This window comes from Pseudomonas sp. PGPR40, assembly GCF_022014505.1.
Classification (GTDB): domain Bacteria; phylum Pseudomonadota; class Gammaproteobacteria; order Pseudomonadales; family Pseudomonadaceae; genus Aquipseudomonas.
Genome location: NZ_JAKLSP010000004.1, coordinates 47,991 through 70,702 on the forward strand (window position 1 = coordinate 47,991; position 22,712 = coordinate 70,702).

At 59.5% G+C, this 22,712-nt stretch carries 16 protein-coding genes and 1 pseudogene; 10 read left to right on the top strand and 7 right to left on the bottom strand.

Annotation, left to right across the window (positions count from 1 at the left end):
* Window positions 1-33 precede the first annotated feature (33 nt).
* From MEB48_RS05345 to MEB48_RS05360, 4 genes and pseudogenes are all read right to left on the bottom strand, one after another.
* A pseudogene (locus MEB48_RS05345) lies at window positions 34-230 on the bottom strand (MFS transporter); the annotation flags it as partial.
* Between the two features lie 63 nt (window positions 231-293).
* The gene (locus tag MEB48_RS05350) at window positions 294-3,968 is read right to left on the bottom strand and encodes a translocation/assembly module TamB domain-containing protein (RefSeq protein WP_237882575.1); all 3,675 of its coding nucleotides are present in this window, start codon (window positions 3,966-3,968) and stop codon (window positions 294-296) included.
* Window positions 3,965-5,692 (bottom strand): autotransporter assembly complex protein TamA, encoded by a 1,728-nt coding sequence (locus MEB48_RS05355; RefSeq protein WP_237882577.1) that lies wholly within the window; start codon window positions 5,690-5,692, stop codon window positions 3,965-3,967. Before MEB48_RS05355 ends, MEB48_RS05350 begins: the two co-directional genes overlap by 4 nt.
* A 64-nt stretch (window positions 5,693-5,756) precedes the next feature.
* Window positions 5,757-6,407 (bottom strand): GNAT family N-acetyltransferase, encoded by a 651-nt coding sequence (locus MEB48_RS05360; RefSeq protein WP_237882579.1) that lies wholly within the window; start codon window positions 6,405-6,407, stop codon window positions 5,757-5,759.
* A gap of 330 nt (window positions 6,408-6,737) precedes the next feature.
* On the opposite strand from MEB48_RS05360, the gene xthA reads away from it, so the two are divergent.
* Both xthA and MEB48_RS05370 read left to right on the top strand, forming a co-directional pair.
* On the top strand, window positions 6,738-7,550 hold the full coding sequence (gene xthA / locus MEB48_RS05365; RefSeq protein ID WP_237882581.1) for an exodeoxyribonuclease III: 813 nt from the start codon (window positions 6,738-6,740) through the stop codon (window positions 7,548-7,550).
* A 192-nt stretch (window positions 7,551-7,742) separates the two neighbouring features.
* A complete protein-coding gene (locus MEB48_RS05370) occupies window positions 7,743-9,083 on the top strand; it encodes a substrate-binding domain-containing protein (protein WP_237882583.1) in 1,341 nt (446 codons plus the stop codon).
* A gap of 153 nt (window positions 9,084-9,236) precedes the next feature.
* Here the strand turns inward: MEB48_RS05370 and MEB48_RS05375 are convergent, their stop codons facing one another.
* Complete coding sequence (locus MEB48_RS05375) at window positions 9,237-10,466, bottom strand: acyl-CoA dehydrogenase (protein WP_237882585.1); 1,230 nt, start codon at window positions 10,464-10,466, stop codon at window positions 9,237-9,239.
* A 164-nt stretch (window positions 10,467-10,630) separates the two neighbouring features.
* Here MEB48_RS05375 and MEB48_RS05380 point away from each other — a divergent pair, with 164 nt between their 5' ends.
* From MEB48_RS05380 to MEB48_RS05390, 3 genes are all read left to right on the top strand, one after another.
* Window positions 10,631-11,560, top strand: a complete 930-nt coding sequence (locus MEB48_RS05380; RefSeq protein WP_237882588.1) for a LysR family transcriptional regulator — start codon at window positions 10,631-10,633, stop codon at window positions 11,558-11,560.
* A 197-nt stretch (window positions 11,561-11,757) separates the two neighbouring features.
* Window positions 11,758-12,159, top strand: coding sequence for a MerR family transcriptional regulator (locus MEB48_RS05385; RefSeq protein WP_237882590.1), 402 nt, complete (start codon window positions 11,758-11,760; stop codon window positions 12,157-12,159).
* A 143-nt stretch (window positions 12,160-12,302) separates the two neighbouring features.
* Window positions 12,303-13,202 carry a hydroxymethylglutaryl-CoA lyase gene (locus MEB48_RS05390; RefSeq protein ID WP_237882593.1) on the top strand — a complete coding sequence of 300 codons (900 nt, stop codon included), beginning with the start codon at window positions 12,303-12,305 and terminating at the stop codon, window positions 13,200-13,202.
* A 675-nt stretch (window positions 13,203-13,877) separates the two neighbouring features.
* On the opposite strand, the gene MEB48_RS05395 is transcribed toward MEB48_RS05390, so the two are convergent.
* Window positions 13,878-15,575, bottom strand: coding sequence for an AMP-binding protein (locus tag MEB48_RS05395; protein ID WP_237882595.1), 1,698 nt, complete (start codon window positions 15,573-15,575; stop codon window positions 13,878-13,880).
* Between the two features lie 237 nt (window positions 15,576-15,812).
* On the opposite strand from MEB48_RS05395, the gene MEB48_RS05400 reads away from it, so the two are divergent.
* The 4 genes from MEB48_RS05400 to MEB48_RS05415 all read left to right on the top strand — a co-directional run bounded on the left by MEB48_RS05400 (window position 15,813) and on the right by MEB48_RS05415 (window position 21,481).
* The gene (locus MEB48_RS05400; protein ID WP_223489832.1) at window positions 15,813-16,976 is read left to right on the top strand and encodes an isovaleryl-CoA dehydrogenase; all 1,164 of its coding nucleotides are present in this window, start codon (window positions 15,813-15,815) and stop codon (window positions 16,974-16,976) included.
* Window positions 16,977-16,988: 12 nt separating this feature from the next.
* Complete coding sequence (locus MEB48_RS05405; RefSeq protein WP_237882597.1) at window positions 16,989-18,596, top strand: carboxyl transferase domain-containing protein; 1,608 nt, start codon at window positions 16,989-16,991, stop codon at window positions 18,594-18,596.
* A 114-nt stretch (window positions 18,597-18,710) separates the two neighbouring features.
* Window positions 18,711-19,526, top strand: coding sequence for a gamma-carboxygeranoyl-CoA hydratase (locus tag MEB48_RS05410; protein ID WP_237882599.1), 816 nt, complete (start codon window positions 18,711-18,713; stop codon window positions 19,524-19,526).
* Complete coding sequence (locus tag MEB48_RS05415) at window positions 19,526-21,481, top strand: acetyl/propionyl/methylcrotonyl-CoA carboxylase subunit alpha (RefSeq protein WP_237882601.1); 1,956 nt, start codon at window positions 19,526-19,528, stop codon at window positions 21,479-21,481. Before MEB48_RS05410 ends, MEB48_RS05415 begins: the two co-directional genes overlap by 1 nt.
* A 39-nt stretch (window positions 21,482-21,520) precedes the next feature.
* On the opposite strand, the gene MEB48_RS05420 is transcribed toward MEB48_RS05415, so the two are convergent.
* A complete protein-coding gene (locus MEB48_RS05420; protein WP_237882603.1) occupies window positions 21,521-22,186 on the bottom strand; it encodes a LexA family protein in 666 nt (221 codons plus the stop codon).
* 130 nt (window positions 22,187-22,316) lie between these two features.
* Between MEB48_RS05420 and MEB48_RS05425 the strand changes: the two genes are divergently transcribed.
* Window positions 22,317-22,658, top strand: a complete 342-nt coding sequence (locus MEB48_RS05425) for a DUF6124 family protein (RefSeq protein WP_237882605.1) — start codon at window positions 22,317-22,319, stop codon at window positions 22,656-22,658.
* Window positions 22,659-22,712: the final 54 nt, after the last annotated feature.

Sequence of the window (22,712 nt, forward strand, 5' to 3'; positions counted from 1 at the left end):
TCGCGGGCAAGCCTCGCTCCTACAAGAGGTCGCTTAATGCCCGGAGGCAGCAGGTCCCGCCTTCGCCGCAAACGGCGGTTTCGCCAGCCACACCAGCAGAATCAACCCCATGAATACCCACCCGAGCAAGTGAAGTAATCCACGGTGGAGAGCATGTACGCCTGGCTGGTCAGCACATGATCCAGCTGCGCGTAGGCCGGGTTGCCCGCCCCGCCCAGCGCATTCAAGGCCGGCACCCGTAGGAGCTGACTTGCCAGCGAACGGAGCGACTCGGTGTTAAAGGGAGACGGGACCTAGAAATCCCGCTTATAGAAGATGTCCAGCGAACTGGCCACGCCGCTGGCAGCTTCGAGGTAGACCTTTTTGCTCAGCTTGTAGCGCAAGGCAATGGTATTGGCCGGTTCGAACACGCCGACGCCATAACGCAAGCTGAGCTTCTCGGTGATGTTGCCACTGGCGACCACGCTGGTCGTCTCGCCGCTGCCTTGGGTATCGAGCTGGAAATCCTGAATACCCAAATTCTTGGCCAAGCCGCCGGTCACCTTCGAACTGCCCATCAAACCCAACCCAAGGGCGGCCTGGGCGAGCATGTTGTTGTCTTCACCGCTGGTGCTCAGTGGACGGCCCAGCACCAGATAGGATAACGCCTGCTCCTGACTCATGGCCGGCTCGGAAAAAATCTGCGTGGTCGGCTGCTCGACGCTGCCGCTGAGGCGAATGCCGGCGATCACGTCGTCGGTCTGGCGAATCGCTTCGATGTCCAGATACGGCTGATCGATCGGCCCCGCAAACAACAAGCGCGCCCGGCGCACCGTCAGTCGCTGGCCATAGGCGCGATAACGCCCGTCGTTGAGCCAGAGTTCGCCACGGGTGTCCATGTTGTCGCCAATGTGCACATGACCTTGCAGGTTGGCGGTCAGGCCAAACCCGGTAAAACTCAGCTTGTCCTCCCCCACCACCACATCGATGTCCATCGCCATGGCCATCGGCGGTTTGCCCTCTTCGGTCTGCTGACCAACGATCACCGTGTCATCGGAGACCTTGACCGTCGACGGCGGCAGTTCGCGCACGATGATTTCGCCCTTGGGCACCAGCACCTTGCCGACGATCGCCAGTCTGTCGTCTTTCATGGAGATCTTCAGGTCCGGCGCGACTTCCAGCGCAGCATAGGGCTCAACCGTGACCGGCAACTGCGAGCCCCTGAGCGCCAGATCCACCACCAGCGCCTGGCCCCAGGCAATGTTGCCATTAAGGCTGCCCTGCCCGGTCTTGCCGCTTTTCCAGCCGCCATTCAGTTGCACGGTTTCACCGGCAATCACGGCTTGAAGTTGCAAGGCTTCGAGCGCCATTGGCAGTTCAGGCCCGGAGATTTCACCGTCGCGCAGCACAAGGTTGCCATTGACCAGCGGCGCCAGCAGTCCGCCGGACAATGTGCCGCTGCCGCTCAAATGCCCGGTGAGTTTCTCGACCATCGGCACAAACGGCCGCGCCACCGACAAGTCCAGACCACTGAGGCGGAATGAACCGGTCAGCGGTTTGTTTTTCGGTATCGGATTGATCTGCGCCTGAACCATCAGTTCACCGAGCTTGCCGCCGACAAAGTTGAGGTCGGTGTCGATGCGTTTTGGCGTGAGTTTGCTGGTGAGTTTCAGGGTCTGGTACGGGAAGTCCAGCCATTGCTCCTTCTCGCGCATACGCAAGGTGCCGCCGCTGGCGTCGATACTGATCTGGCCATTCGGGCCGCTGGCCGGCAAGTCCAGTTGCAGGTCGGCGTTGAGCTTGCCCTTCCAGGCAAAATCTTTCGGCAACCACTGCGCCAGACTGTCGATGGGGAATTGCTTGAGGTGGTAACGCAGCTTCGGCTCGGGCATCAAACGCTGATCTTCGCCGCACAGGCTGGCCGGGCCGGACATCCAGCAATGGGCACCAAAGTTGATTTTGCCGTCCGCCAATCGCTCGAGCTTCGCTGGATTTTGCAGTTTCCAGTCCTGACCGCCGGCCTGGATATTGCCACTGGCCAGACGCCCACGCCAATTGCCCTTATCCAGCGTGCCGTCGAGACCGAGCGCGAGTTTCAGCTTCGGCCCTTGCAAGTCGAGGGCAAGTTTCTGGTTTTTGATGTCGCCCTGGCCGCTGGCGGTCAAGGTGCCCAGCGACGTATCACCGGTCTGAATGCCGCTGCCCTTGAGGTCGATCTTCGCCCGCTGAGCGCTGTCGAGGGTGGCGTCCAGGTTGAGGCTTTGCAGGCGATTGTCTTCGAAGGCCAGTTTGGTGCCTTGCAGACCGAGCTTGCCTTGTGGCGCTTTGAGCGTGCCGGCGACATCGACCCGGCCATTGAGCTGACCGCGCAGTTGCGGCCAGAGCTGGGCCAGGCGCGGCAGTTTGATGTCGATCTGGCCGGCGAGTTTCTGTTGCAGGCTGCCCTGGCCGTTGATGCTGTTGTCGCCGAGGCGAATCTGCAAGGCACTGAGGTTCCATTGCTCGCCGCCGCCATCGGCTTTGGCTTGCAACACCGCCGGTTGCCCGCGCAACTTGCCTTTCAGGTCCAGGTCGGCGGTCAGGCTGAGCGTTTCATTCTTCATCTCGCCTTTGCTGCGCAAGGGACCGGCCAACGTGCCCGGCAACTCCGCGAGCCAGTACGCCGGGTTGATCGCGGAGAGGTCCAGCGCCGTATCCCAGGCGATACCGTCGGCAAACTGCAGGTTCAAGTGCCCTTCGGCCTTACCCTGCCCGGCTTCAAGTTTGAATTGCGGCAGGTGGATTTTGGTCAGATCGCCGCTGAACGGGCTGTTCAGGCTGAACGCCCCGGCCGGGCCATCCAGTGCGGCCTTGAAGTTACCGATGTAGTTGCCGTCGGTATAGGAGACTTCACCGTTGAAACTGCGCAGCGCCACTTGCGGCTCGTCGATCAATGGATAGAGACGGTGCCACGGGAAATCCAGCCAGTCGATTTTCGCATCAGCGCTCAGGCCTTTGCTCCAGTCCACTTGCCCTGTGAGCTTGAGGCTTTGTTTGTCGTTGGCCGTCAGATCAAGGCCGGCGATCTGCGCGCCCTTGGCGTCGACCTTGCCTTGCAGCAACAGCGCAACCGGGCCTTGTTCGGCGGGCAATGTGGCTTTGCCGAGCAACTGGTAACCGTTTTTCAGGTCGCCGTCGCCGGTGAGTTCCAGTTGATTGAGTTGCAGGGTGTCCGGCAACTCGGCGCTGGGTTTGAAACCGTCGGCGGTGATGCGCACTTTGGCCGGCAGGTTTTCCACCAGCGGTTGCAACTCGCCAGTGAGTTGGCCGTTCAGATAACCGCTGCTGTCGGCTTTCAGGTTCAGGGTTTTCAGCAGATCGCCGTCGACTTTCAGGGCCAGCGCCCATGGTTCGGTACCCGGCGCCGGCAAGGTCAGTTTGCCTTCAGCGGTCAGCGGCCAGTTGCCGCTCGGCTGCAACAGGCCGGACAGGTTCAGGCTCAGTTCATCACGCTGCAAGTGCACCGAGTCGATCTGCAAACCCTTCTCGGTCCAGTGCGCCGCCAGTTGCAGCCCCTTGAGTTCTTCACTGCCGTTGAACAGCAGACGGCCGATTTTGACGTCGCCCAACTCGATAGCCAGCGGCAATTTCAAGTCCGGCAGACTGATCGGGCCGCTGCTTTCTTCTTCCACGCCCGGCGGGAATTGCAGGCTGACCTGCTCGGCCTGCAGTTGCTCGATGCACAGCGTCATGCGTGTCAAACACAACGGCGACCAGGCGAAAATCGCTTTGCTCAGCTCAACCCGACTGCTGTCCTGCTGCCACACCAGATGATCGGCACTCCACTGCCCACCCAAACGGCCCTGGAAATTCTCCACAGTCAAACCCGGCACAAACCCGAGCGCCCAACGACTGCCCGTAGCCGTGCCCAACACCGTGACCAGCGTCAGCACGATCAGCATCAGCAGCGCCGGAATTGCCAGCAGCGTTATTTTCAAACCACGCTTCACAGCTCAGGCCCCATGGAAAAGTGCAGTCGAATGCCGCCGTCGTCGTCCATTGCGTGGGCCAGGTCGAGGCGAATCGGCCCCACCGGCGAGACCCAGCGTACGCCGATACCGACCCCTGTCTTGAGGTTCGGCAATTCGAGTGTGTTGAAGGAGTTGCCTTGGTCGATGAAGGTAGCGACCCGCCATTTTTCGGCAATTGTGTATTGATACTCGACGCTGCCGGCCACCATGTAGCGGCCACCGATGCGGTCGCCATCGGAGTTTTCCGGGGACAGGCTCTGGTAGTCGTAACCGCGCACGCTCTGATCGCCACCGGCAAAGAAGCGCAGAGACGGCGGCACCGATTTGTAGCCATTGGTGGCGCTACCGCCGACCTGCACCCGACCGAGCAAGCGGTGTTTGTCGAAGACCGTGGTCAGGCCTTTGACCAGCGCCGTGCCGTAGATCAGGTTGGTGTCCGAACCCAATCCTTCCTTGGCGACTTTGGTTTCGAATTGCAGGCGATAACCATTGTGCGGGTCGATACGGTTATCGCTTTTCAGGTACGAATAACTCACGCCGGGCATCAGCAAGGTACTGAGCCCCGAATCGTCACCGAGCTTGTATTCCTCGTGCTGCCATTTGAGCGACACCACCCGCTGCCAGCCGCTGGGCAATTTGCTGTGCCACTCGGGGCCGAGCGTCAGCAGTTTGCTGAGGGTGTCGGTGCCAGCGATTTCTTCATATTGATAACCACCGGCAAAGCGCAGTTTGTCGGTCAATGGTGGGTCCAGCGGAACGTCGTAAAACAGCCCGACGTTCTGCCGTGGCGCCGAAATCTCGGCCTCCCAGCCGTAACTGTGCCCTTGAGGATTGACCCAGTGGCGGGTCCAGTTGGCTTTGACCCGTGGACCGACGTCGGTGGAAAAACCCAGACCCAACCCCATGGTCCGTGGCTTGCGGGTTTCCAGTTTGACCGCCACCGGAATCACGTCGTCCTTGGACGCGGTCGGCGCTGCGTCCACGCGCACGCCCTCGAAATAGCCGCTCGACTGCAGCGCCTGATTGAGTTCGGCAATCAGTTCGGAGTCATAGGGCGTACCCGCTTTGAACGGCACCATGCGTTGCAGCAGGTCTTCATCAAACGGTGTATCGCCTTCAAAATTGACTTTACCCAGCGCATAGCGCGGGCCGCTGTCATAGATCAATTCGATGTCGGCGACGCCGGCACGCGGGTCCACCAACAGTTTCTGGCGGGTGAAGCGTCCACTGAAAAAACCGTAGCGCGAGGCCTGGTTCTGGATCAGCCGCTTGGCGTCTTCATAATGACCATGGTTCAGCACCGCGCCAGGTTTCAGCAGGTCGCTTTTCGGTACACGAAAGGATTTGAACGAGGCCGCCGGGCCGTCGATGCGGACCGTAACGTTGCGCAAATGGATCGGCTCGCCCGGATCGATGTTCAGCACCAGGCGCGGCGTCTTGCCGCCCTTCACGTCGCTGTCGATTTGCGGCTGGTAATAGCCCAAGGCCTGGGCGGCCTTGCGCGCCTGTTCTTCGGCGCCACGACTGAAGCGCAGCAAGGCTTCTTCATCACGATCGCCGAGGCTACCGATATAGCCTTCTATATTGGCTTTCAGTTCATCGTTGGACGGTTTGATCCGCACATCCAATTCACTTTGCGCCAGTGCCGCGCAGCTAGAGATCAGCATCAGCACGCCACTGGTAAATCTTCCGGAAAACTTCATAGCGCGGATGCTATCACGAGCGTGGGAGCCTGATAGAGCCTGACCTGCCGCGAAAGTTTCACCTTCACGCCGTTGCTGTTTGTAACACCTGCGGGTTGGCGTGGAAAAACACGTGTTCACGAATCGGTCCTACGGCCACTTCGCCGATTTCCTCATAGCCCTGACGCTTATAGAACTCCAGATAACGAGGATTCCCCGTGTCGAGGATCACGCCTTGGGAGTGCTCATCGACCGCGCACCAGTTATGGACCGCTTGCAGCAATTGTTCGCCGAAGTGCTTGCCCTGGAATTGCGGATGAACCCCCAGTAATGGCAAAACATGCACCGAGTCGGACGGCACGCACGCCATCACGGCGGCGTGGTAATCGAGGTAGCGTCGGGTACAGCGAAACCCGGTGCTGAGCACCATCCGCAGGCGCCAGGCCCAGCTTTCGGTGATCCCCAGGCGACGTTGCGGCGGCGCGATCAGGGCGATGCCGATCAAGCGGTCGTTGACCAGCAAGCCAATGGCCGGCAAATCCTGAAAAAAGTGTTGTTTGACCAGTTCGCGCACCGTCGCCCGTACCCGTTGTTCATACCCGGGGCGTTCGGCTTCGAACAGGTAACCGAACGTCGGCTCGTGCCGGTACGCCTGGTACAGCAGGGAGCGTGCTTCGCGGGAATAGCCGCTGTCGAGCATGTGGACATCGGCAATGGTGGTGGAGGTTTCGGGCATGACGGTAGATCTCCCCTGGCGCGGCTCAGAAGGCCGCGTTCTTATTGGTACGAGCCTTTGGGTAGCTTCACAGTTCCCCACACAGGTATAGACCAAGCCACGATCTTCATCGACTGAGCGGACGCCTTCGCGGGCAAGCCACGCTCCCACAGTTTCAGTGGCGTTCACAGATTTTGTGCACGACACGAATCCTGTGGGAGCGTGGCTTGCCCGCGAAGAGGCCCGATCTGCCAACACATCTCTGACAGGACACAACGAATCCCCTCACCCCAAGGCTGGCCCCATTCCTACATGTCAGCTAGCATCGCACTTTTGCTAGGACTGCCGACCATGAAGATCGTCTCCTTCAACATCAACGGGCTGCGCGCTCGCCCGCATCAGCTGGCGGCGCTGATTGAAAAGCATCAACCGGACGTGATCGGATTGCAGGAAACCAAGGTCCACGACGACCAGTTCCCCCTCGCCGAGGTTCAGGCGCTGGGTTATCACGTGTATTTTCACGGGCAAAAGAGTCACTACGGCGTGGCCCTGCTCTCGCGCAAGGAACCGATCGCGTTGTACAAGGGTTTCACCACTGACGAAGAAGACGCTCAGCGGCGCTTCATATGGGGCACTTTCGCCGACGCCAATGGCGTGCCGGTGACCATCATGAACGGCTATTTCCCACAGGGCGAAAGTCGCGATCACCCGACAAAATTCCCGGCCAAGGAACGTTTCTACAGCGATCTGCAGCAGTTGCTGGAAAACCAGTTCAGCAACGACCAGCCGATTGTGGTGATGGGCGATGTGAACATTTCCCCGGAAGATTGCGACATCGGCATCGGCCCGGACAACATGAAACGCTGGTTGAAAACCGGCAAATGCAGCTTTCTGCCCGAAGAACGCGAATGGATGGCCCGCCTGAAGAATTGGGGTCTGGTGGACAGTTTCCGTCACCTGAACCCGGACGTTGCCGACCGTTTCAGCTGGTTTGACTACCGCAGCCGCGGTTTCGAGGATACACCCAAGCGCGGGCTGCGGATTGACTTGATCATGGCGTCCCATGGGTTGTTGCCACGGGTGAAGGATGCGGGTGTCGATTACGATCTGCGCGGGATGGAAAAACCTTCGGATCACGCGCCGATCTGGCTTGAGTTGAGCTGATCCGGTTTTGCTGATCGTTCCCACGCTCTGCGTGGGAACGCCGCCGGGGACGCTCCGCGTTCCGCTCTTGAATGTGACGCAGAGCGTCACGGGATGCATTCCCACGCAGAGCGTGGGAACGATCACTGTCATCGTTCAGAAACCTTACTGACTTATTCTCCCGGCACTTTCCCAGGCTTATAAGGTGCCGGCATGACGCTGCGCGTGTTGTTTGTGTCGATGCTCGCCGCCCTGCTGCCATTAACGGTGTCGGCCGGCGATTTGCCAATGCCTGAACATGGCCCGGTCCTGCGTATCCAGGGCTCCAACACCATTGGCGCGGCATTGGGCCCGGCACTGGTCGAGGGGTTGATGCGTGAACAGGGCCTGCTCAAGGTTCACCGCGATACCCCGGACAAAGCCAACGAACAACGCATCGTCGGCGAAACTGTTCAGGGACACCGAGTTGAGGTGGAGGTCGCGGCCCACGGTTCCAGCACCGGGTTCAAAGCCCTGAAAATCGCATCCGCCGATCTCGCGGCCTCCTCGCGCCCGATCAAGGACAGCGAACGGCTGGATCTTGAGCCGCTGGGCGACCTGAAAAGCCCGATTGCCGAGCAAGTCATCGCCATCGATGGGCTGGCAATCATCCTTCATCCGCATAATCCGCTGAAGCAACTCAACACCGTACAATTGGCGCGGATCTTCAGCGGCGAAGCGAAAACCTGGGAAGAACTCGGCGGCACCGGTGGGGCGATTCATCTCTATGCGCGGGATGATCAATCGGGCACCTACGATACGTTCAAGGAACTGGTCCTAAGCCCGCGTGGGAAAACCCTGAGCGGCAACGCGAAACGCTTCGAATCCAGCGAGCAATTGTCTGACGCGGTCAGTCTGGACCTGCAAGGCATCGGCTTCATCGGTTTGCCTTATGTGCGCCAGGCCAAAGCCGTGGCCATTGTCGATGGCGACTCCCAGGCCATGCTGCCGCTCAATAGCCTGATCGCGACGGAAGATTACCCACTGTCCCGTCGGCTGTTCTTTTACCTACCGCCAAATGGGAAAAATCCCTGGGCCAAGGCCTTGGTGAAGTTTGCCCAAAGCAGCAAAGGCCAGGCGATCGTCGCGGCCAGTGGTTTTATCGCACAGACGGTTCAGGCCATGGCCGTCACGCCGAATGCGTTGATGCCTGAGGCGTATCAGGCACTCAGTCGTCATGCTCAGCGTCTGACAGTGAACTTCCGTTTCGAAGAAGGCAGCGCGATGCTGGACAACAAGGCCCGACAGGACCTGTCGCGGGTGCTCGACTATATAAAGCAGCACGACAAAACCAATCGGCAAGTGACGCTGGCAGGGTTTGGTGACGCCAAGAGCGACCCGGCGCGAGCCGATCTGCTGTCGAGATTGCGGGCCATGGCGGTGCGACGAGAACTGGTGAAAAGCGGCGTGGTATTTCGCGAGATTCGCGGTTTCGGCGCCGAAATGCCGGTGGCGGCCAACAGCGGGGATGAGGGGCGGATCAAGAATCGGCGGGTTGAGGTTTGGGTTTACTGAAGTGAGCACACAACATTGTGGCGAGGGGGCTTGCCCCCGTTGGACCGCGAAGCGGGCCTAAAACCGGCTACCATGTTTGCTCTGGAGAAACGCGGTGGATGATTCACGACTGCTTCGCAGCCGAACGGGGGCAAGCCCCCTCGCCACAGGGTGTTACTGCCCGCTGCGCATCATCTCTTTCGGCACATATTTGCCAATCTCGAACTTGCCGATCGCCGCGCGGTGCACTTCGTCCGGGCCGTCGGCCAGGCGCAGGGTGCGTTGCATGGCATACATGTAGGCCAGCGGGAAATCGTTGGAAACCCCTGCCCCGCCATGAATCTGAATCGCCCGGTCGATCACCCGCAATGCCACGTTCGGCGCGACGACTTTGATCTGCGCGATTTCGCTCTTCGCCACCTTGTTGCCGACGGTGTCCATCATGTACGCCGCTTTCAACGTCAGCAGGCGCGCCATGTCGATCTCCATCCGCGAGTCGGCGATCTTGTCGATATTGCCGCCCAGACGCGCCAGGGGTTTACCGAACGCAGTGCGGTTGACTGCACGTTTGCACATCAATTCCAGCGCACGCTCAGCCATGCCGATCGAACGCATGCAGTGGTGAATCCGGCCTGGGCCGAGGCGACCCTGAGCAATTTCGAAGCCGCGTCCTTCACCCAACAGGACGTTTTCGTACGGCACCCGGACGTTTTCGAACAGCACTTCGGCGTGGCCATGAGGCGCGTCGTCATAACCGAACACCGGCAGCGGACGCACAATCTTCACGCCCTGGGCATCCACCGGCACCAGAATCATCGAGTGCTGCGCATGGCGCGGTGCATCCGGGTTGCTCAGGCCCATGAAGATCAGGATCTTGCAGCGCGGATCGCAGGCGCCAGAGGTCCACCATTTCTTGCCGTTGATCACCCATTCGTCGCCATCACGCACGGCGCGGGCGGCCATATTGGTGGCGTCGGACGAGGCCACGTCCGGTTCGGTCATGGCGAACGCCGAGCGGATCTCGCCGCGCAACAGCGGTTCGAGCCAGCGTTGCTTCTGTTCTTCATTGGCGTAGCGCACCAGCACTTCCATGTTGCCGGTGTCCGGCGCGGAGCAGTTGAACGGTTCAGGGCCCAGCAGCGAGCGGCCCATGATTTCCGCCAGTGGCGCATATTCGAGGTTGGTCAGGCCGGCGCCGAGTTCGGACTCAGGCAGAAACAAATTCCACAGGCCTTCAGCCTTGGCCTTGAGTTTGAGTTCTTCCATGATCGCTGTCGGCTGCCAGCGATCGCCCTCGGCGACCTGGCGTTCGAACACCGCTTCAGCGGGATAAACGTAGGTGTCCATGAACGCGGTCACGCGCTCACGCAGTTCTTGCACTTTGGGCGAATAAGCGAAATCCATGGGCAGCTACCTTCTTGAGGGAGGTTGTTCAGGGCATGCAATCGATGCTAGAACAGCTATGAAAATTTACCTAGCCTATTCTCGGCGTGTATTAACATTCATCACCGATATATGATCGACTGATCGAGCTACCTTCCTAAAACAAGAACAGAGAGCGCAGCGCAATGAATCTGAGTAAGGTCGACCTCAACCTTTTCATCGTCTTCGACGCGATCTACACCGAAGCCAACCTGACGCGCGCCGGGCAGATTGTCGGCATTACTCAACCAGCGGTCTCGAACGCTCTGGCCCGCCTGCGCGAGACCTTCAACGATCCGCTTTTCGTGCGCACTGCCCAGGGCATGGTGCCCACGCCGATGGCGCAGAACATCATCGGCCCCGTGCGTAACGCCCTCTCTTTGCTGCGGGTGTCGGTGCAGGAAAGCCGCATCTTCAACCCGTTGCAGGCAGTCAAGACCTACCGCATCAGCATGACCGACCTCACTGAAGCGGTGATCCTGCCGCCGCTGTTCCAGCGCCTGCGACGCCTGGCGCCGACGGTGATCATTGAAAGTTTCCTGTCCAAACGTCGCGAGACCACCAAGGAACTGGCAGCCGGGCGTCTCGATTTCGCGGTGGATGCGCCACTCAACACCGACCCGCAGGTGCGTCACGTCAAGTTGATGGAGGACCGTTACGTGTGCGCCATGCGCAAGGGTCATCCGTTGGCGGGCAAAGAAAAATTCACCCTCGACGATTATCTGTCCCTGACCCATATCCATATCTCCAGTCGCCGCAGCGGTTTGGGCTATGTCGATTTGGCCTTGGGCAAAATGGGCATTCAGCGCAAGATCGCCCTGCGCTCCCAGCATTACCTGATGGCGTCCCAGGTGTTACAACAGACCGACATGGTCATGACCGTGCCGGAACGCTTCGCCCGTCGCCATGATTTGTACGCGGTGAACCTGCCGGTCAACGACGTTCCGCCGGTGGAAACTCACCTTTACTGGCACGAAAGCACTGACCAGGACCCGGCCAACCGCTGGATGCGCGAGCAGATGATCGAGTTGTGCCAGCAGGTCACGGCGCATGAGAAGAAGCTGGATAAGGTGTAGGACATTAATCCGCGTTATCGTTCTTCGCGGGCAAGCCTCGCTCCTACAGAATCTGCGCCGTCGTCTTGTAGGAGCGAGCGGTGCGGCGATCCGACTTGCCCGCGAAGAGGCCAGTGATACCCATGAAGATCCATGCCCCTTGACGTAAACGTCAACCTGCCATTAGCTTAGCGCCATGACCTTTTTCGAGCGCTTCCATGAGCAGCCAGACCTATAGCATTTCCGACCTCGCCCGCGAGCTCGACATCACCACACGAGCCATTCGCTTCTATGAAGAGCAAGGCCTGCTCAGCCCCGAGCGTCGCGGTCAGGAACGCATTTATTCGCCCCGTGACAAGGTCAGCCTGAAGCTGATCCTGCGGGGCAAGCGCATTGGTTTTTCCCTGGCCGAATGCCGCGAGCTGATCGAGCTCTATGACCCCTCCAGCGGTAACACCAAGCAATTGCACAGCATGCTGGCGAAAATCGCCGAGCGTCGGGAACAACTCGAACAGCAACTGCTGGACATCGAACAAATGAAACTGGAACTCGACACGGCCGAAGAGCGCTGTACCCAGGCTCTGGAGCAAACAATCAAGAGCCAGCAGGCCCTCCAATAATCGTACGACGCATTACTGTGGGAGCGGGCTTGCTCGCGAAGGCGTCGGATCAGTCGACATCAGCGTTGAATGACAGACCGCTTTCGCGAGCAAGCCCGCTCCCACAGTAAAGCGTCGTTCGTCCACTACTACAGGTGAATCCCATGCTTCTTCCCACCCACGTACGCCTGGTCGAAGTCGGCCCTCGCGACGGTCTGCAAAACGAAGCCCAACCCATCAGCATCGCGGACAAGGTGCAACTGGTCGACGCGCTGACCGCCGCGGGCCTGGGCTATATAGAAGTCGGCAGTTTCGTCTCGCCCAAATGGGTGCCGCAAATGGCCGGTTCCGCCGAGGTTTTCGCGCAAATCAAGCGCAAACCGGGCGTGACCTATGGCGCCCTCGCCCCCAACCTGCGGGGGTTTGAAGACGCCATCGCCGCCGGAGTCAAGGAAGTCGCCGTGTTCGCCGCAGCGTCCGAAGCATTCTCCCAGCGCAACATCAATTGCTCGATCAGCGAGAGCCTCGAGCGCTTTGTACCGATCATGGACGCCGCCAAACAACACGGCGTCAGCGTGCGCGGTTACGTGTCCTGTGTGCTGGGCTGCCCTTATGAAGGTGACATTGCACCGGAACAAGTTGCCTGGGTTGCTCGCGAGCTCTATGCCATGGGCTGCTATGAAGTCTCCCTGGGAGACACCATCGGAACTGGCACCGCCGGCGCGACCCGCAAGATGTTCGAAGTGGTCTCGGCCGATGTGCCACGGGAAAAACTGGCCGGGCACTTTCACGATACCTATGGCCAAGCCATGGCCAATATCTACGCCAGTCTGCTGGAAGGCATTGCGGTGTTCGACAGCTCCATCGCAGGCCTCGGCGGTTGCCCGTATGCCAAAGGCGCCAGCGGTAATGTCGCGACCGAAGACGTGGTTTACCTGCTCAACGGCCTGGGCATCGAGACCGGAATCGACCTGGATGCCTTGATTCGGGCTGGCCAACAGATTTGCGCAGTGCTGGGGCGCCCTACCGGTTCACGCGTGGCCAAGGTCCGCAGCGCGCAGTGACAATGTGGATGTGTCCGGGTGTTACCGCGCGTTCTGAAAAGTGGGCGGAAACGAGTAACACGGAAACAAATTGTGAGGTTTGGCTCGGATGAAAATCCCTACGAAAAAACCAAAGCATTGATTTTAAAGGGTTTTTAAAAGTTGGCACGGCTTCTGCTATCTCTATGGCATAACAAGAATAAAAACTGCAAACCAATAAAAATAAGACGTAACGACTCTGACATAACAAGAACAACACGGCAGAGACGCAGCTAACAGATTTTTTTGGAGAAGATGTGCTTTTCAGGGTGCTTTTCGAAGTAACCCGCAACCGGGCAGAGAACAATAAAACTACCTTCAGGTAGCTCCCGAACTGGTTGGATCGCTTGGCGAAAAAGTAGATCAGCGCTCAAAAAAATACGTTTGCTCTTGATCCCGGATGGGGATCGACAAAAACAGCGGTAAAGGGCCACGGTTGCCAAAAACAACAACAGACCGCCCCTCAATAATAAAAAAAGAGCACGTACGACAAAATTAAAGGGGAGCTTCGGCTCCCCTTTGTGCTTTCTTGCCTTCCGGTTTTTCTCGATCCAAATGTGGGAGCGGGCTTGCTCGCGAATGCGGTGTGTCAGTCAATATTGATGGTGACTGATCCACCGCTTTCGCGAGCAAGCCCGCTCCCACACTGGTTATGTGTCAGGCGTTTTTACTGCGCAACTCCTCGATGCTGATCTCACGCATCCGAAATTTCTGAATCTTCCCCGTCACCGTCATCGGAAACTCCTCGACGAACTTGAAGTAACGCGGCGTCTTGAAGTGTGCGATGCGCTCCTTGCACCAGGCTTGCAGTTCCTGCTCGGTGGCGTTGTGGCCGGGGTGAAATTTGATCCAGGCGACGATCTCTTCGCCATAACGGGAGCAAGGAATACCGATCACCTGCACGTCGGCGATCGCCGGGTGGGAGAAGAAGAACTCTTCCAGCTCCCTTGGGTAAATATTCTCACCGCCGCGGATGATCATGTCCTTGTTGCGCCCGGCGATACACACATAGCCTTCGTCGTTCATGCTGGCCAGATCGCCGGTGTGCATCCAGCCCGCCTCATCAATAGCCTCAGCGGTGCCTTGCGGGTTATTCCAGTAGCCGAGCATCACACTGTAGCCCCGAGTACACAGTTCACCGATGGTGCCGCGCGGTACCAGGTTGCCCGTCTTGTCGATGATCTTGCTTTCCAGTTGCGGCTGGGTGCGGCCGACGGTGGTGACGCGCAGTTCCAGTTCGTCTGACGGACCGGTCTGTAAAGACACGGGGCTGGTTTCCGTCATGCCGTAGGCAATCTGCACTTCACTCATGTGCATTTCATTGATAACCCGGCGCATCACCTCGATCGGACAGGTCGCCCCGGCCATGATTCCGGTGCGCAGGCTCGACAAATCAAATTCGGCGCGCTTGGGCTGATCGAGCATGGTGATGAACATGGTCGGCACGCCGTAAAGCGCGGTGGCTTTTTCTTCGGCGACGGTGCTCAGCGTCAGCAATGGATCGAAGGCGTCGTTGGGGTAAATCATGGTGCTGGCGTGGGTGACGCAGCCGAGGTTGCCCATGACCATGCCGAAGCAGTGATACAGCGGCACCGGAATCACCAGCCGATCATTGGCCGTCAGCCCGAGGCTTTCGCCGACCATGTAACCGTTGTTGAGAATATTGTAATGACTGAGGGTCGCGCCCTTGGGGAAACCGGTGGTGCCGGAGGTGTACTGGATGTTTACCGCCTGGTCGAAATGCAGGCTGTCCTGGCGCTCGCGCAATTGTTCGACCGACACGCTGGCCGCCAGATCGCTCAACTGCGACCACGGCAGGAAACCCGATGGCGATTGCGCAGCCAGGCTGATCACCCCACGCAGTTCCGGTAGGCGCTCGCTCTGCAACTGGCCGATGGATTGCTCCGCCAGTTCCGGCACTAATCCTTCCAACATGGCGTGATAGTTGGAGGTTTTGAAAGCCCCGGCACAGACCAGCCATTGGCAACCGGACTGCTTCAACACGTATTCGAGTTCGGAACTGCGGTACGCCGGATTGATGTTGACCAGGATCACGCCGATTTTCGCGCTGGCGAACTGGCTGATGCACCACTGGGCGCAGTTCGGCGCCCAGATGCCGAGCCGGTCACCGGTTTGCAAGCCCAACGCCAAAAATGCTCTGGCGTGCAGGTCGACAGCTTCTGCCAACTGCTGCCAGGTGTAACGCAGTTGTTGATGGCGCACGACCAGCGCTTCCCCGTTCGGGTATTGCGCGAGCGTGTTATCGAACGCCTGACCGATGGTCATCGCCAGCAAGGCTTTGTCCTGGGAACCACGGGTATAGCTGCGCTGCGGGCTTGCACTGGGTTGATCCATGATGACCCCTATTGTCTTTATTGTAGGAGCGAGGCTTGCCCGCGAAAGGAGCGCTGCGGTCCAGCCATAGGACCTCATCATCGTTCATCGCGAGCAATCTCGGCTCCTACAGAATCATCTAAGTTGACGTTAACGTAAAGGGTGATTGACAGCCATTCGTCACAGGCTTACGTTAACGTAAAGGTGAGAGCCGAATCACTGCCCTCCCCACCCTACAAAAAAGCCAAAAGGTGCCCCATGAGCTACCCCTCCCTGAACTTTGCCCTCGGTGAAACCATCGACATGCTGCGCGATCAGGTTCAGTCCTTCGTCGCCAAAGAGATCGCCCCGCGCGCCGCTCAGATCGACATCGACAACCTGTTCCCCGCCGACCTGTGGCGCAAATTCGGCGACATGGGCCTGCTCGGCATTACCGTGCCGGAAGAGTACGGCGGCGCCGGCCTGGGTTATCTGGCGCACGTCGTCGCCATGGAAGAAATCAGCCGCGGCTCGGCCTCGGTCGCCCTGTCCTACGGCGCCCACTCCAATCTTTGCGTCAACCAGATCAACCGCAACGGCACTCACGAACAGAAAAGCAAATACCTGCCAAAACTGATCAGCGGCGAGCACATCGGCGCCTTGGCCATGAGCGAACCGAATGCCGGTTCCGATGTGGTGTCAATGAAACTGCGCGCCGACAAACGCGGCGATCACTACGTGCTCAACGGCAGCAAAACCTGGATCACCAATGGCCCCGACGCCAACACCTATGTGATCTACGCGAAGACCGATCTTGAAAAAGGCCCGCACGGCATCACCGCATTCATCGTCGAGCGCGACTGGAAAGGCTTCAGCCGCAGCAACAAGTTCGACAAACTCGGCATGCGCGGCTCGAATACCTGCGAACTGTTTTTCGATGACGTCGAAGTGCCGGAAGAAAACATCCTCGGCGTGCTCAACGGCGGCGTGAAAGTGCTGATGAGCGGCCTCGACTACGAGCGCGTTGTGCTCTCGGGCGGCCCGACCGGGATCATGCAAGCCTGCATGGACCTGATCGTCCCGTACATTCACGACCGCAAACAGTTCGGCCAGAGCATCGGCGAATTCCAGCTGATCCAGGGCAAGGTCGCCGACATGTACACCCAACTCAACGCCAGCCGCGCCTACCTCTATGCGGTGGCCCAGGCCTGCGAGCGCGGCGAAACCGCCCGCAAGGACGCTGCCGGAGTCATCCTCTACAGCGCCGAATGCGCGACCCGAATGGCCCTCGACGCGATCCAGATTCTCGGTGGCAACGGCTACATCAACGAATTCCCGGCCGGTCGTCTGCTGCGTGACGCCAAGTTGTACGAAATCGGCGCCGGCACCAGTGAGATCCGTCGCATGTTGATCGGTCGCGAACTGTTCAACGAAACCCGCTAAACGGAGCTGCACATGGCTATTCTGCATACCCAGCTCAACCCCCGTTCAACGGAGTTCGCGGCCAACAGCGCGGCGATGTTCAAACAGGTCGACGCCCTGCACACCCTCCTCGCTCAAGTGGCGCAAGGTGGCGGCCCAAAGGCTCAAGAACGCCACACATCGCGGGGTAAATTACTGCCCCGTGAACGGATCAATCGCCTGCTCGATCCGGGTTCGCCATTTCTCGAAATAAGCCAATTGGCGGCCTACGGGGTGTATGGCGAAGATGTTCCAGCCGCTGGTGTGATTGCCGGAATCGGCCGGGTGGAAGGCGTTGAATGCATGATCGTCGCCAACGATGCCACCGTGAAAGGCGGCTCGTATTACCCGCTGACGGTGAAAAAACACCTGCGCGCGCAAACTATCGCCCAGCAAAATCGCCTGCCCTGCATTTATCTGGTGGACTCCGGCGGCGCCAACTTGCCGCGTCAGGATGAAGTGTTCCCGGACCGCGAACACTTCGGGCGGATCTTCTTCAACCAGGCCAACATGAGCGCGATGGGCATTCCGCAAATTGCGGTGGTCATGGGCTCGTGCACCGCCGGTGGCGCTTATGTACCCGCAATGGCCGATGAAGCAATCATGGTCCGTCAGCAGGCAACGATTTTCCTCGCCGGCCCACCGCTGGTGAAAGCCGCGACGGGTGAAGTGGTCAGCGCCGAAGACCTCGGCGGGGCCGATGTGCACTGCAGGATTTCCGGGGTCGCCGACCACTATGCCGAGAGCGACGAACACGCCCTCGCCCTGGCCCGCCGCAGCGTCGCCAACCTCAATTGGCGCAAGCTCGGTGAACTGCAACAACACACGCCGATCGCGCCGCTTTACAGCAGCGACGAGTTGTACGGCGTGGTGTCGGCGGACGCCAAGCAACCGTTCGACGTGCGCGAAGTGATCGCGCGCCTGGTGGACGGCTCGGTGTTCGATGAGTTCAAGGCATTGTTCGGCACGACATTGGTGTGCGGTTTTGCCCACCTGCACGGTTACCCGATCGCGATTCTCGCCAACAACGGCATCCTGTTCGCCGAAGCCGCGCAGAAAGGCGCGCACTTCATCGAACTGGCCTGCCAGCGCGGCATCCCGTTGCTGTTCCTGCAAAACATCACCGGTTTCATGGTCGGCCAGAAATACGAAGCCGGCGGCATCGCCAAGCACGGTGCGAAACTGGTGACGGCCGTGGCGTGCGCCAAGGTGCCGAAATTCACCGTGATCATTGGTGGCAGCTTCGGCGCCGGGAATTACGGCATGTGTGGGCGGGCTTACGATCCACGCTTCCTGTGGATGTGGCCGAACGCACGGATTGGCGTGATGGGTGCCGAACAGGCAGCAGGGGTACTGGTGCAGGTCAAGCGTGAGCAAGCGGAACGCAGTGGCCATGGTTTCAGCGCCGAGCAGGAAGCCGAGATCAAGCAACCGATCCTCGATCAGTACGAAGAACAGGGGCATCCCTATTATTCCAGCGCCCGGCTGTGGGACGACGGTGTCATCGACCCGGCGCAGACCCGCGACGTGTTGGCTCTGGCCTTGTCGGCGTCGCTGAACGCGCCAATCGAACCGAGCCGCTTCGGCGTGTTCCGGATGTGATTTTCTGTGGGGGCGGGCTTGCTCGCGAAGGATTCACCGCGGTTTACCTGATGCACCGCGTTATCGTTCTTCGCGAGCAAGCCCGCTCCCACATGAGTTGTGGAGACGTAACACATGAGCGACTTCAACACCCTCGAACTGCTGAGCGATCCAAGGGGTTTTGCGACCTTGTGGCTCAGCCGCGAGCAGAAAAACAACGCCTTCAACGCCGAAATGATCCGCGAACTGATCCTCGCCCTGGACAAAGTGTCGAGCGATCCCAGCCTGCGCTTTCTGCTGATCCGCGGTCGCGGCAAGCATTTCAGCGCCGGTGCCGATCTGGCCTGGATGCAGCAATCGGCCGAACTCGATTACCACACCAACCTCGATGACGCGCGGGAACTGGCGGAGTTGATGTACAACCTCGCCAAACTGAAAATCCCGACCGTGGCGGTGGTGCAAGGCGCGGCCTATGGCGGCGCGCTGGGCCTGATCAGTTGCTGTGACATGGCCATCGGCGCCGAAGAAGCACAGTTCTGCCTGTCGGAAGTGCGCATCGGCCTCGCGCCGGCGGTCATCAGTCCGTTCGTGGTGCAAGCCATCGGCGAGCGCGCGGCAAGGCGCTATGCCTTGACCGCCGAACGTTTTGGCGGACAACGGGCTCGGGAAATCGGCCTCTTGTCGGAGAGCTACCCGATGGCTGAACTGGAGCAGAAAGTCGATCAGTGGATCGACAACCTGCTGCTCAACAGCCCGGCGGCCATGCGCGCCAGCAAGGATTTGCTGCGTGAAGTCGGCCACGGCGCGCTGACCCCGGCGTTGCGGCGCTACACCGAGAATGCCATCGCCCGGATCCGCGTCAGTCCCGAAGGCCAGGAAGGCCTGCGCGCCTTCCTGCAAAAACGCCCGCCGAACTGGCAAGCCGAAACCACCCTCAAGGAGCCGCGTTGATGAGCGCACCTGTCCTCACCACCCTGCTGGTGGCCAACCGCGGCGAAATCGCCTGCCGGGTGATGCGCACCGCCAAAGCTCTGGGCCTGACCACGGTGGCCGTGCACAGCGCCATCGACCGTGACGCCCGGCACAGCCGCGAAGCGGATATCCGCGTCGACCTGGGCGGCAGCAAAGCCGCCGACAGTTACCTGCAAATCGACAAACTGATCGCCGCGGCGAAAGCCAGCGGCGCTCAGGCGATTCATCCCGGTTATGGTTTTCTCTCGGAAAACGCCGGGTTCGCCCGCGCGATCGAAATGGCGGGCCTGATCTTCCTCGGCCCGCCCGCCTCGGCCATTGATGCCATGGGCAGCAAGTCTGCGGCCAAAGCCTTGATGGAAACTGCCGGCGTGCCGCTGGTACCCGGCTATCACGGCGAAGCCCAGGACCTCGACACCTTCCGCGACGCCTGCGAACGCATCGGTTATCCGGTGTTGCTCAAGGCCACGGCGGGCGGTGGCGGCAAAGGCATGAAAGTGGTCGAGGATGTCAGCCAACTGGCCGAAGCCCTGGCCTCCGCGCAGCGCGAAGCGCAGTCCTCATTCGGCGATTCGCGGATGTTGGTGGAGAAGTACCTGCTCAAGCCACGTCACGTGGAAATCCAGGTATTCGCCGACCAGCATGGCAACTGTCTGTACCTCAATGAGCGTGATTGTTCGATTCAGCGTCGGCATCAGAAAGTCGTCGAAGAAGCCCCGGCTCCGGGGCTGAGCCCGGAATTGCGTCGGGCCATGGGCGAAGCCGCCGTACGCTCGGCGCAGGCCATCGGTTACGTCGGCGCCGGCACCGTGGAGTTTTTACTGGATGCGCGCGGTGAGTTCTTCTTCATGGAGATGAACACGCGCTTGCAAGTTGAACATCCGGTCACCGAAGCCATCACCGGCCTTGACCTGGTGGCCTGGCAAATTCGCGTGGCTCGCGGTGAAGCGTTGTCGATGACTCAAGATCAGGTGCCGCTGATCGGCCATGCGATTGAAGTTCGGTTGTATGCGGAAGACCCGGGTCATGATTTCCTGCCGGCCACCGGGCGTCTGGTGTTGTACCGCGAATCCGCCAAAGGGCCGGGGCGTCGCGTGGACAGTGGCGTCGAAGAAGGCGACGAGATTTCGCCGTTCTACGACCCGATGCTCGGCAAGCTGATTGCCTGGGGCGAAGACCGTGAACAGGCGCGGCTGCGGCTGCTGAGCATGATTGACGAGTTTGCCATTGGCGGGTTGAAGACCAACATCAACTTCCTGCGCCGGATCATCGGTCATCCGGCGTTTGCCGCGGCTGAACTGGATACCGGGTTCATTCCGCGTTATCAGGATCAACTGTTGCCAGCACCTTCAGACCTCAGCGATGAATTCTGGCAAGCGGCCGCGCAGGCATTTGCCCAGAGCCAGCCGAGCACAACCCGCACTGATGACCTGAGTTCTCCTTGGAGTATCGGCAACGGATTCCGTGCCGGACTGCCGACAGAAATCACCCTGCATTTGAGTTGCGAGGGGCAAGATCGGGCATTGACCCTGGGCAATACCGATGCTCATACCGCACAGCTCAAGGGCGAATACCTGCTGACCGAACACAACGGCTTGCGCCGCCAGCACCGGGCAATCCGCCGTGGCGATACGCTGTATCTGCAATGGGACGGTGAACTGCGCCGCATCGAGGCGTATGACCCGATCGGTGCCGTCGAAGCCAGTCACAGCCATCAGGGCGGGCTCACCGCGCCCATGAACGGCAGCATCGTGCGAGTGTTGGTGGAGGCCGGGCAAACGGTCGAAGCCGGCGCGCAATTGGTGGTGCTGGAAGCGATGAAAATGGAGCACAGCATTCGCGCGCCTCACGCCGGGATTATCAAGGCGTTGTATTGCCAGGAAGGCGAGATGGTCAGCGAAGGCAGTGCGTTGGTGGAGTTGGAACACGCGTGAAATGAAGATCGGTCCTACGCGTTGCGAGGACCGATCTGATTAGAATTTGGCAGTCGCCTGAACCACCACGCCGATGATTCGGCATTCTTCGGTAAAAAGGGCTTTCGGATAGGTCGGATTGAGCGGGACCAGATAACGCTGCCCGCCCTCTTCGATCAGTTTGCGAAAAACCGCCTCGACGCTGCCGGGCCATTGGGCGATCACCAGTTTGCCAGGCTCCGGCACGATAGCCGGGTCCACCAGAATCAACATGTCCGCGGCAATGCTCACACCCGTGGGTGCGGTCATCGCATCGCCGACCACCACCAGCCAGAACGCTGCGCCCTGTGCATGGTAATCGGACAGTTCGAAGCGCGGTTTGCTGACAGCCGATGAAGCGCCGTAGGTCAATAACTCCCCGTCGCGCACCTCCCCGGTTTCCCGCCAGTCACTGACCGGGTAGCGAAAGTACGGGTTGTACTTTTGCGCCAGAGAGATCTCTTCATCCTGTGAGATCTGCGGTTCCCTGATCACCATCGCGACTTCCAGATAGTCCATCCCCAGTGCCTGCAAGACACGGTTCATGTCTTGGATGCCGGGCTGACGACGTTTATTCAGCCAATGGCCGACGCCGCCCTGGGACATTCCGATGCGCTCGGCGAGTATTTCTTGAGTGACTTTGAGTTCACTCATTTTGGCCTTGACCAATTCAATCCATTTATCCATGTGCGGCACGATACGTGGGGTACTCCGACCAACAAAACACAAATTGTAGTATTTAAATTAAAGACACAAATACAGTACGTACTAAGCTGAGCTCACGGATTTGAATCTAATCACGGAGCTTGCCATCGTCATGACCATCCCCAGCAATACCCTGCCCGACATGCAATTCGATACCACCCTCAACTCGCCAAAAGGCTCTGCTGCCGCGCAGCGGGCGCTGGACTATTACTTGAAACCAGCTGTGTCAGAACAGACCAGCGAAGAACGTTTCTTCGATGTGAACCGTAACATCAGCAGCGAAGAGGCACTGGTCCATGCTTCGGATCTGTTGCGATGTGCCGCCGCCACCGCGCATGAATCAGCCAACCAGCTGCAGGGCGCAAGCCGGGATCTGGCATTTTCGACGGTGCACATGATCGACATGGCCAAGGCGATGATCGACCGGTCCCTGGAGGGCAATCAGAACGATTGACGAGGAAGCGCTTTGGAAGAAGACAGGAATAATTTTCCAATCGCGCAGATAAAA

What these genes read in the sequence shown, in the direction of transcription:
- MEB48_RS05400 (WP_223489832.1), top strand. Translation starts at nt 15,813, where the DNA reads ATGAGCTACCCCTCCCTGAACTTTGCCCTCGGTGAAACCATCGACATG.
- MEB48_RS05420 (WP_237882603.1), bottom strand. Translation starts at nt 22,186, where the DNA reads ATGGATAAATGGATTGAATTGGTCAAGGCCAAAATGAGTGAACTCAAA.
- MEB48_RS05390 (WP_237882593.1), top strand. Translation starts at nt 12,303, where the DNA reads ATGCTTCTTCCCACCCACGTACGCCTGGTCGAAGTCGGCCCTCGCGAC.
- MEB48_RS05405 (WP_237882597.1), top strand. Translation starts at nt 16,989, where the DNA reads ATGGCTATTCTGCATACCCAGCTCAACCCCCGTTCAACGGAGTTCGCG.
- MEB48_RS05425 (WP_237882605.1), top strand. Translation starts at nt 22,317, where the DNA reads ATGACCATCCCCAGCAATACCCTGCCCGACATGCAATTCGATACCACC.
- xthA (WP_237882581.1), top strand. Translation starts at nt 6,738, where the DNA reads ATGAAGATCGTCTCCTTCAACATCAACGGGCTGCGCGCTCGCCCGCAT.
- MEB48_RS05415 (WP_237882601.1), top strand. Translation starts at nt 19,526, where the DNA reads ATGAGCGCACCTGTCCTCACCACCCTGCTGGTGGCCAACCGCGGCGAA.
- MEB48_RS05395 (WP_237882595.1), bottom strand. Translation starts at nt 15,575, where the DNA reads ATGGATCAACCCAGTGCAAGCCCGCAGCGCAGCTATACCCGTGGTTCC.
- MEB48_RS05370 (WP_237882583.1), top strand. Translation starts at nt 7,743, where the DNA reads ATGACGCTGCGCGTGTTGTTTGTGTCGATGCTCGCCGCCCTGCTGCCA.
- MEB48_RS05410 (WP_237882599.1), top strand. Translation starts at nt 18,711, where the DNA reads ATGAGCGACTTCAACACCCTCGAACTGCTGAGCGATCCAAGGGGTTTT.
- MEB48_RS05375 (WP_237882585.1), bottom strand. Translation starts at nt 10,466, where the DNA reads ATGGATTTCGCTTATTCGCCCAAAGTGCAAGAACTGCGTGAGCGCGTG.
- MEB48_RS05355 (WP_237882577.1), bottom strand. Translation starts at nt 5,692, where the DNA reads ATGAAGTTTTCCGGAAGATTTACCAGTGGCGTGCTGATGCTGATCTCT.
- MEB48_RS05380 (WP_237882588.1), top strand. Translation starts at nt 10,631, where the DNA reads ATGAATCTGAGTAAGGTCGACCTCAACCTTTTCATCGTCTTCGACGCG.
- MEB48_RS05385 (WP_237882590.1), top strand. Translation starts at nt 11,758, where the DNA reads ATGAGCAGCCAGACCTATAGCATTTCCGACCTCGCCCGCGAGCTCGAC.
- MEB48_RS05360 (WP_237882579.1), bottom strand. Translation starts at nt 6,407, where the DNA reads ATGCCCGAAACCTCCACCACCATTGCCGATGTCCACATGCTCGACAGC.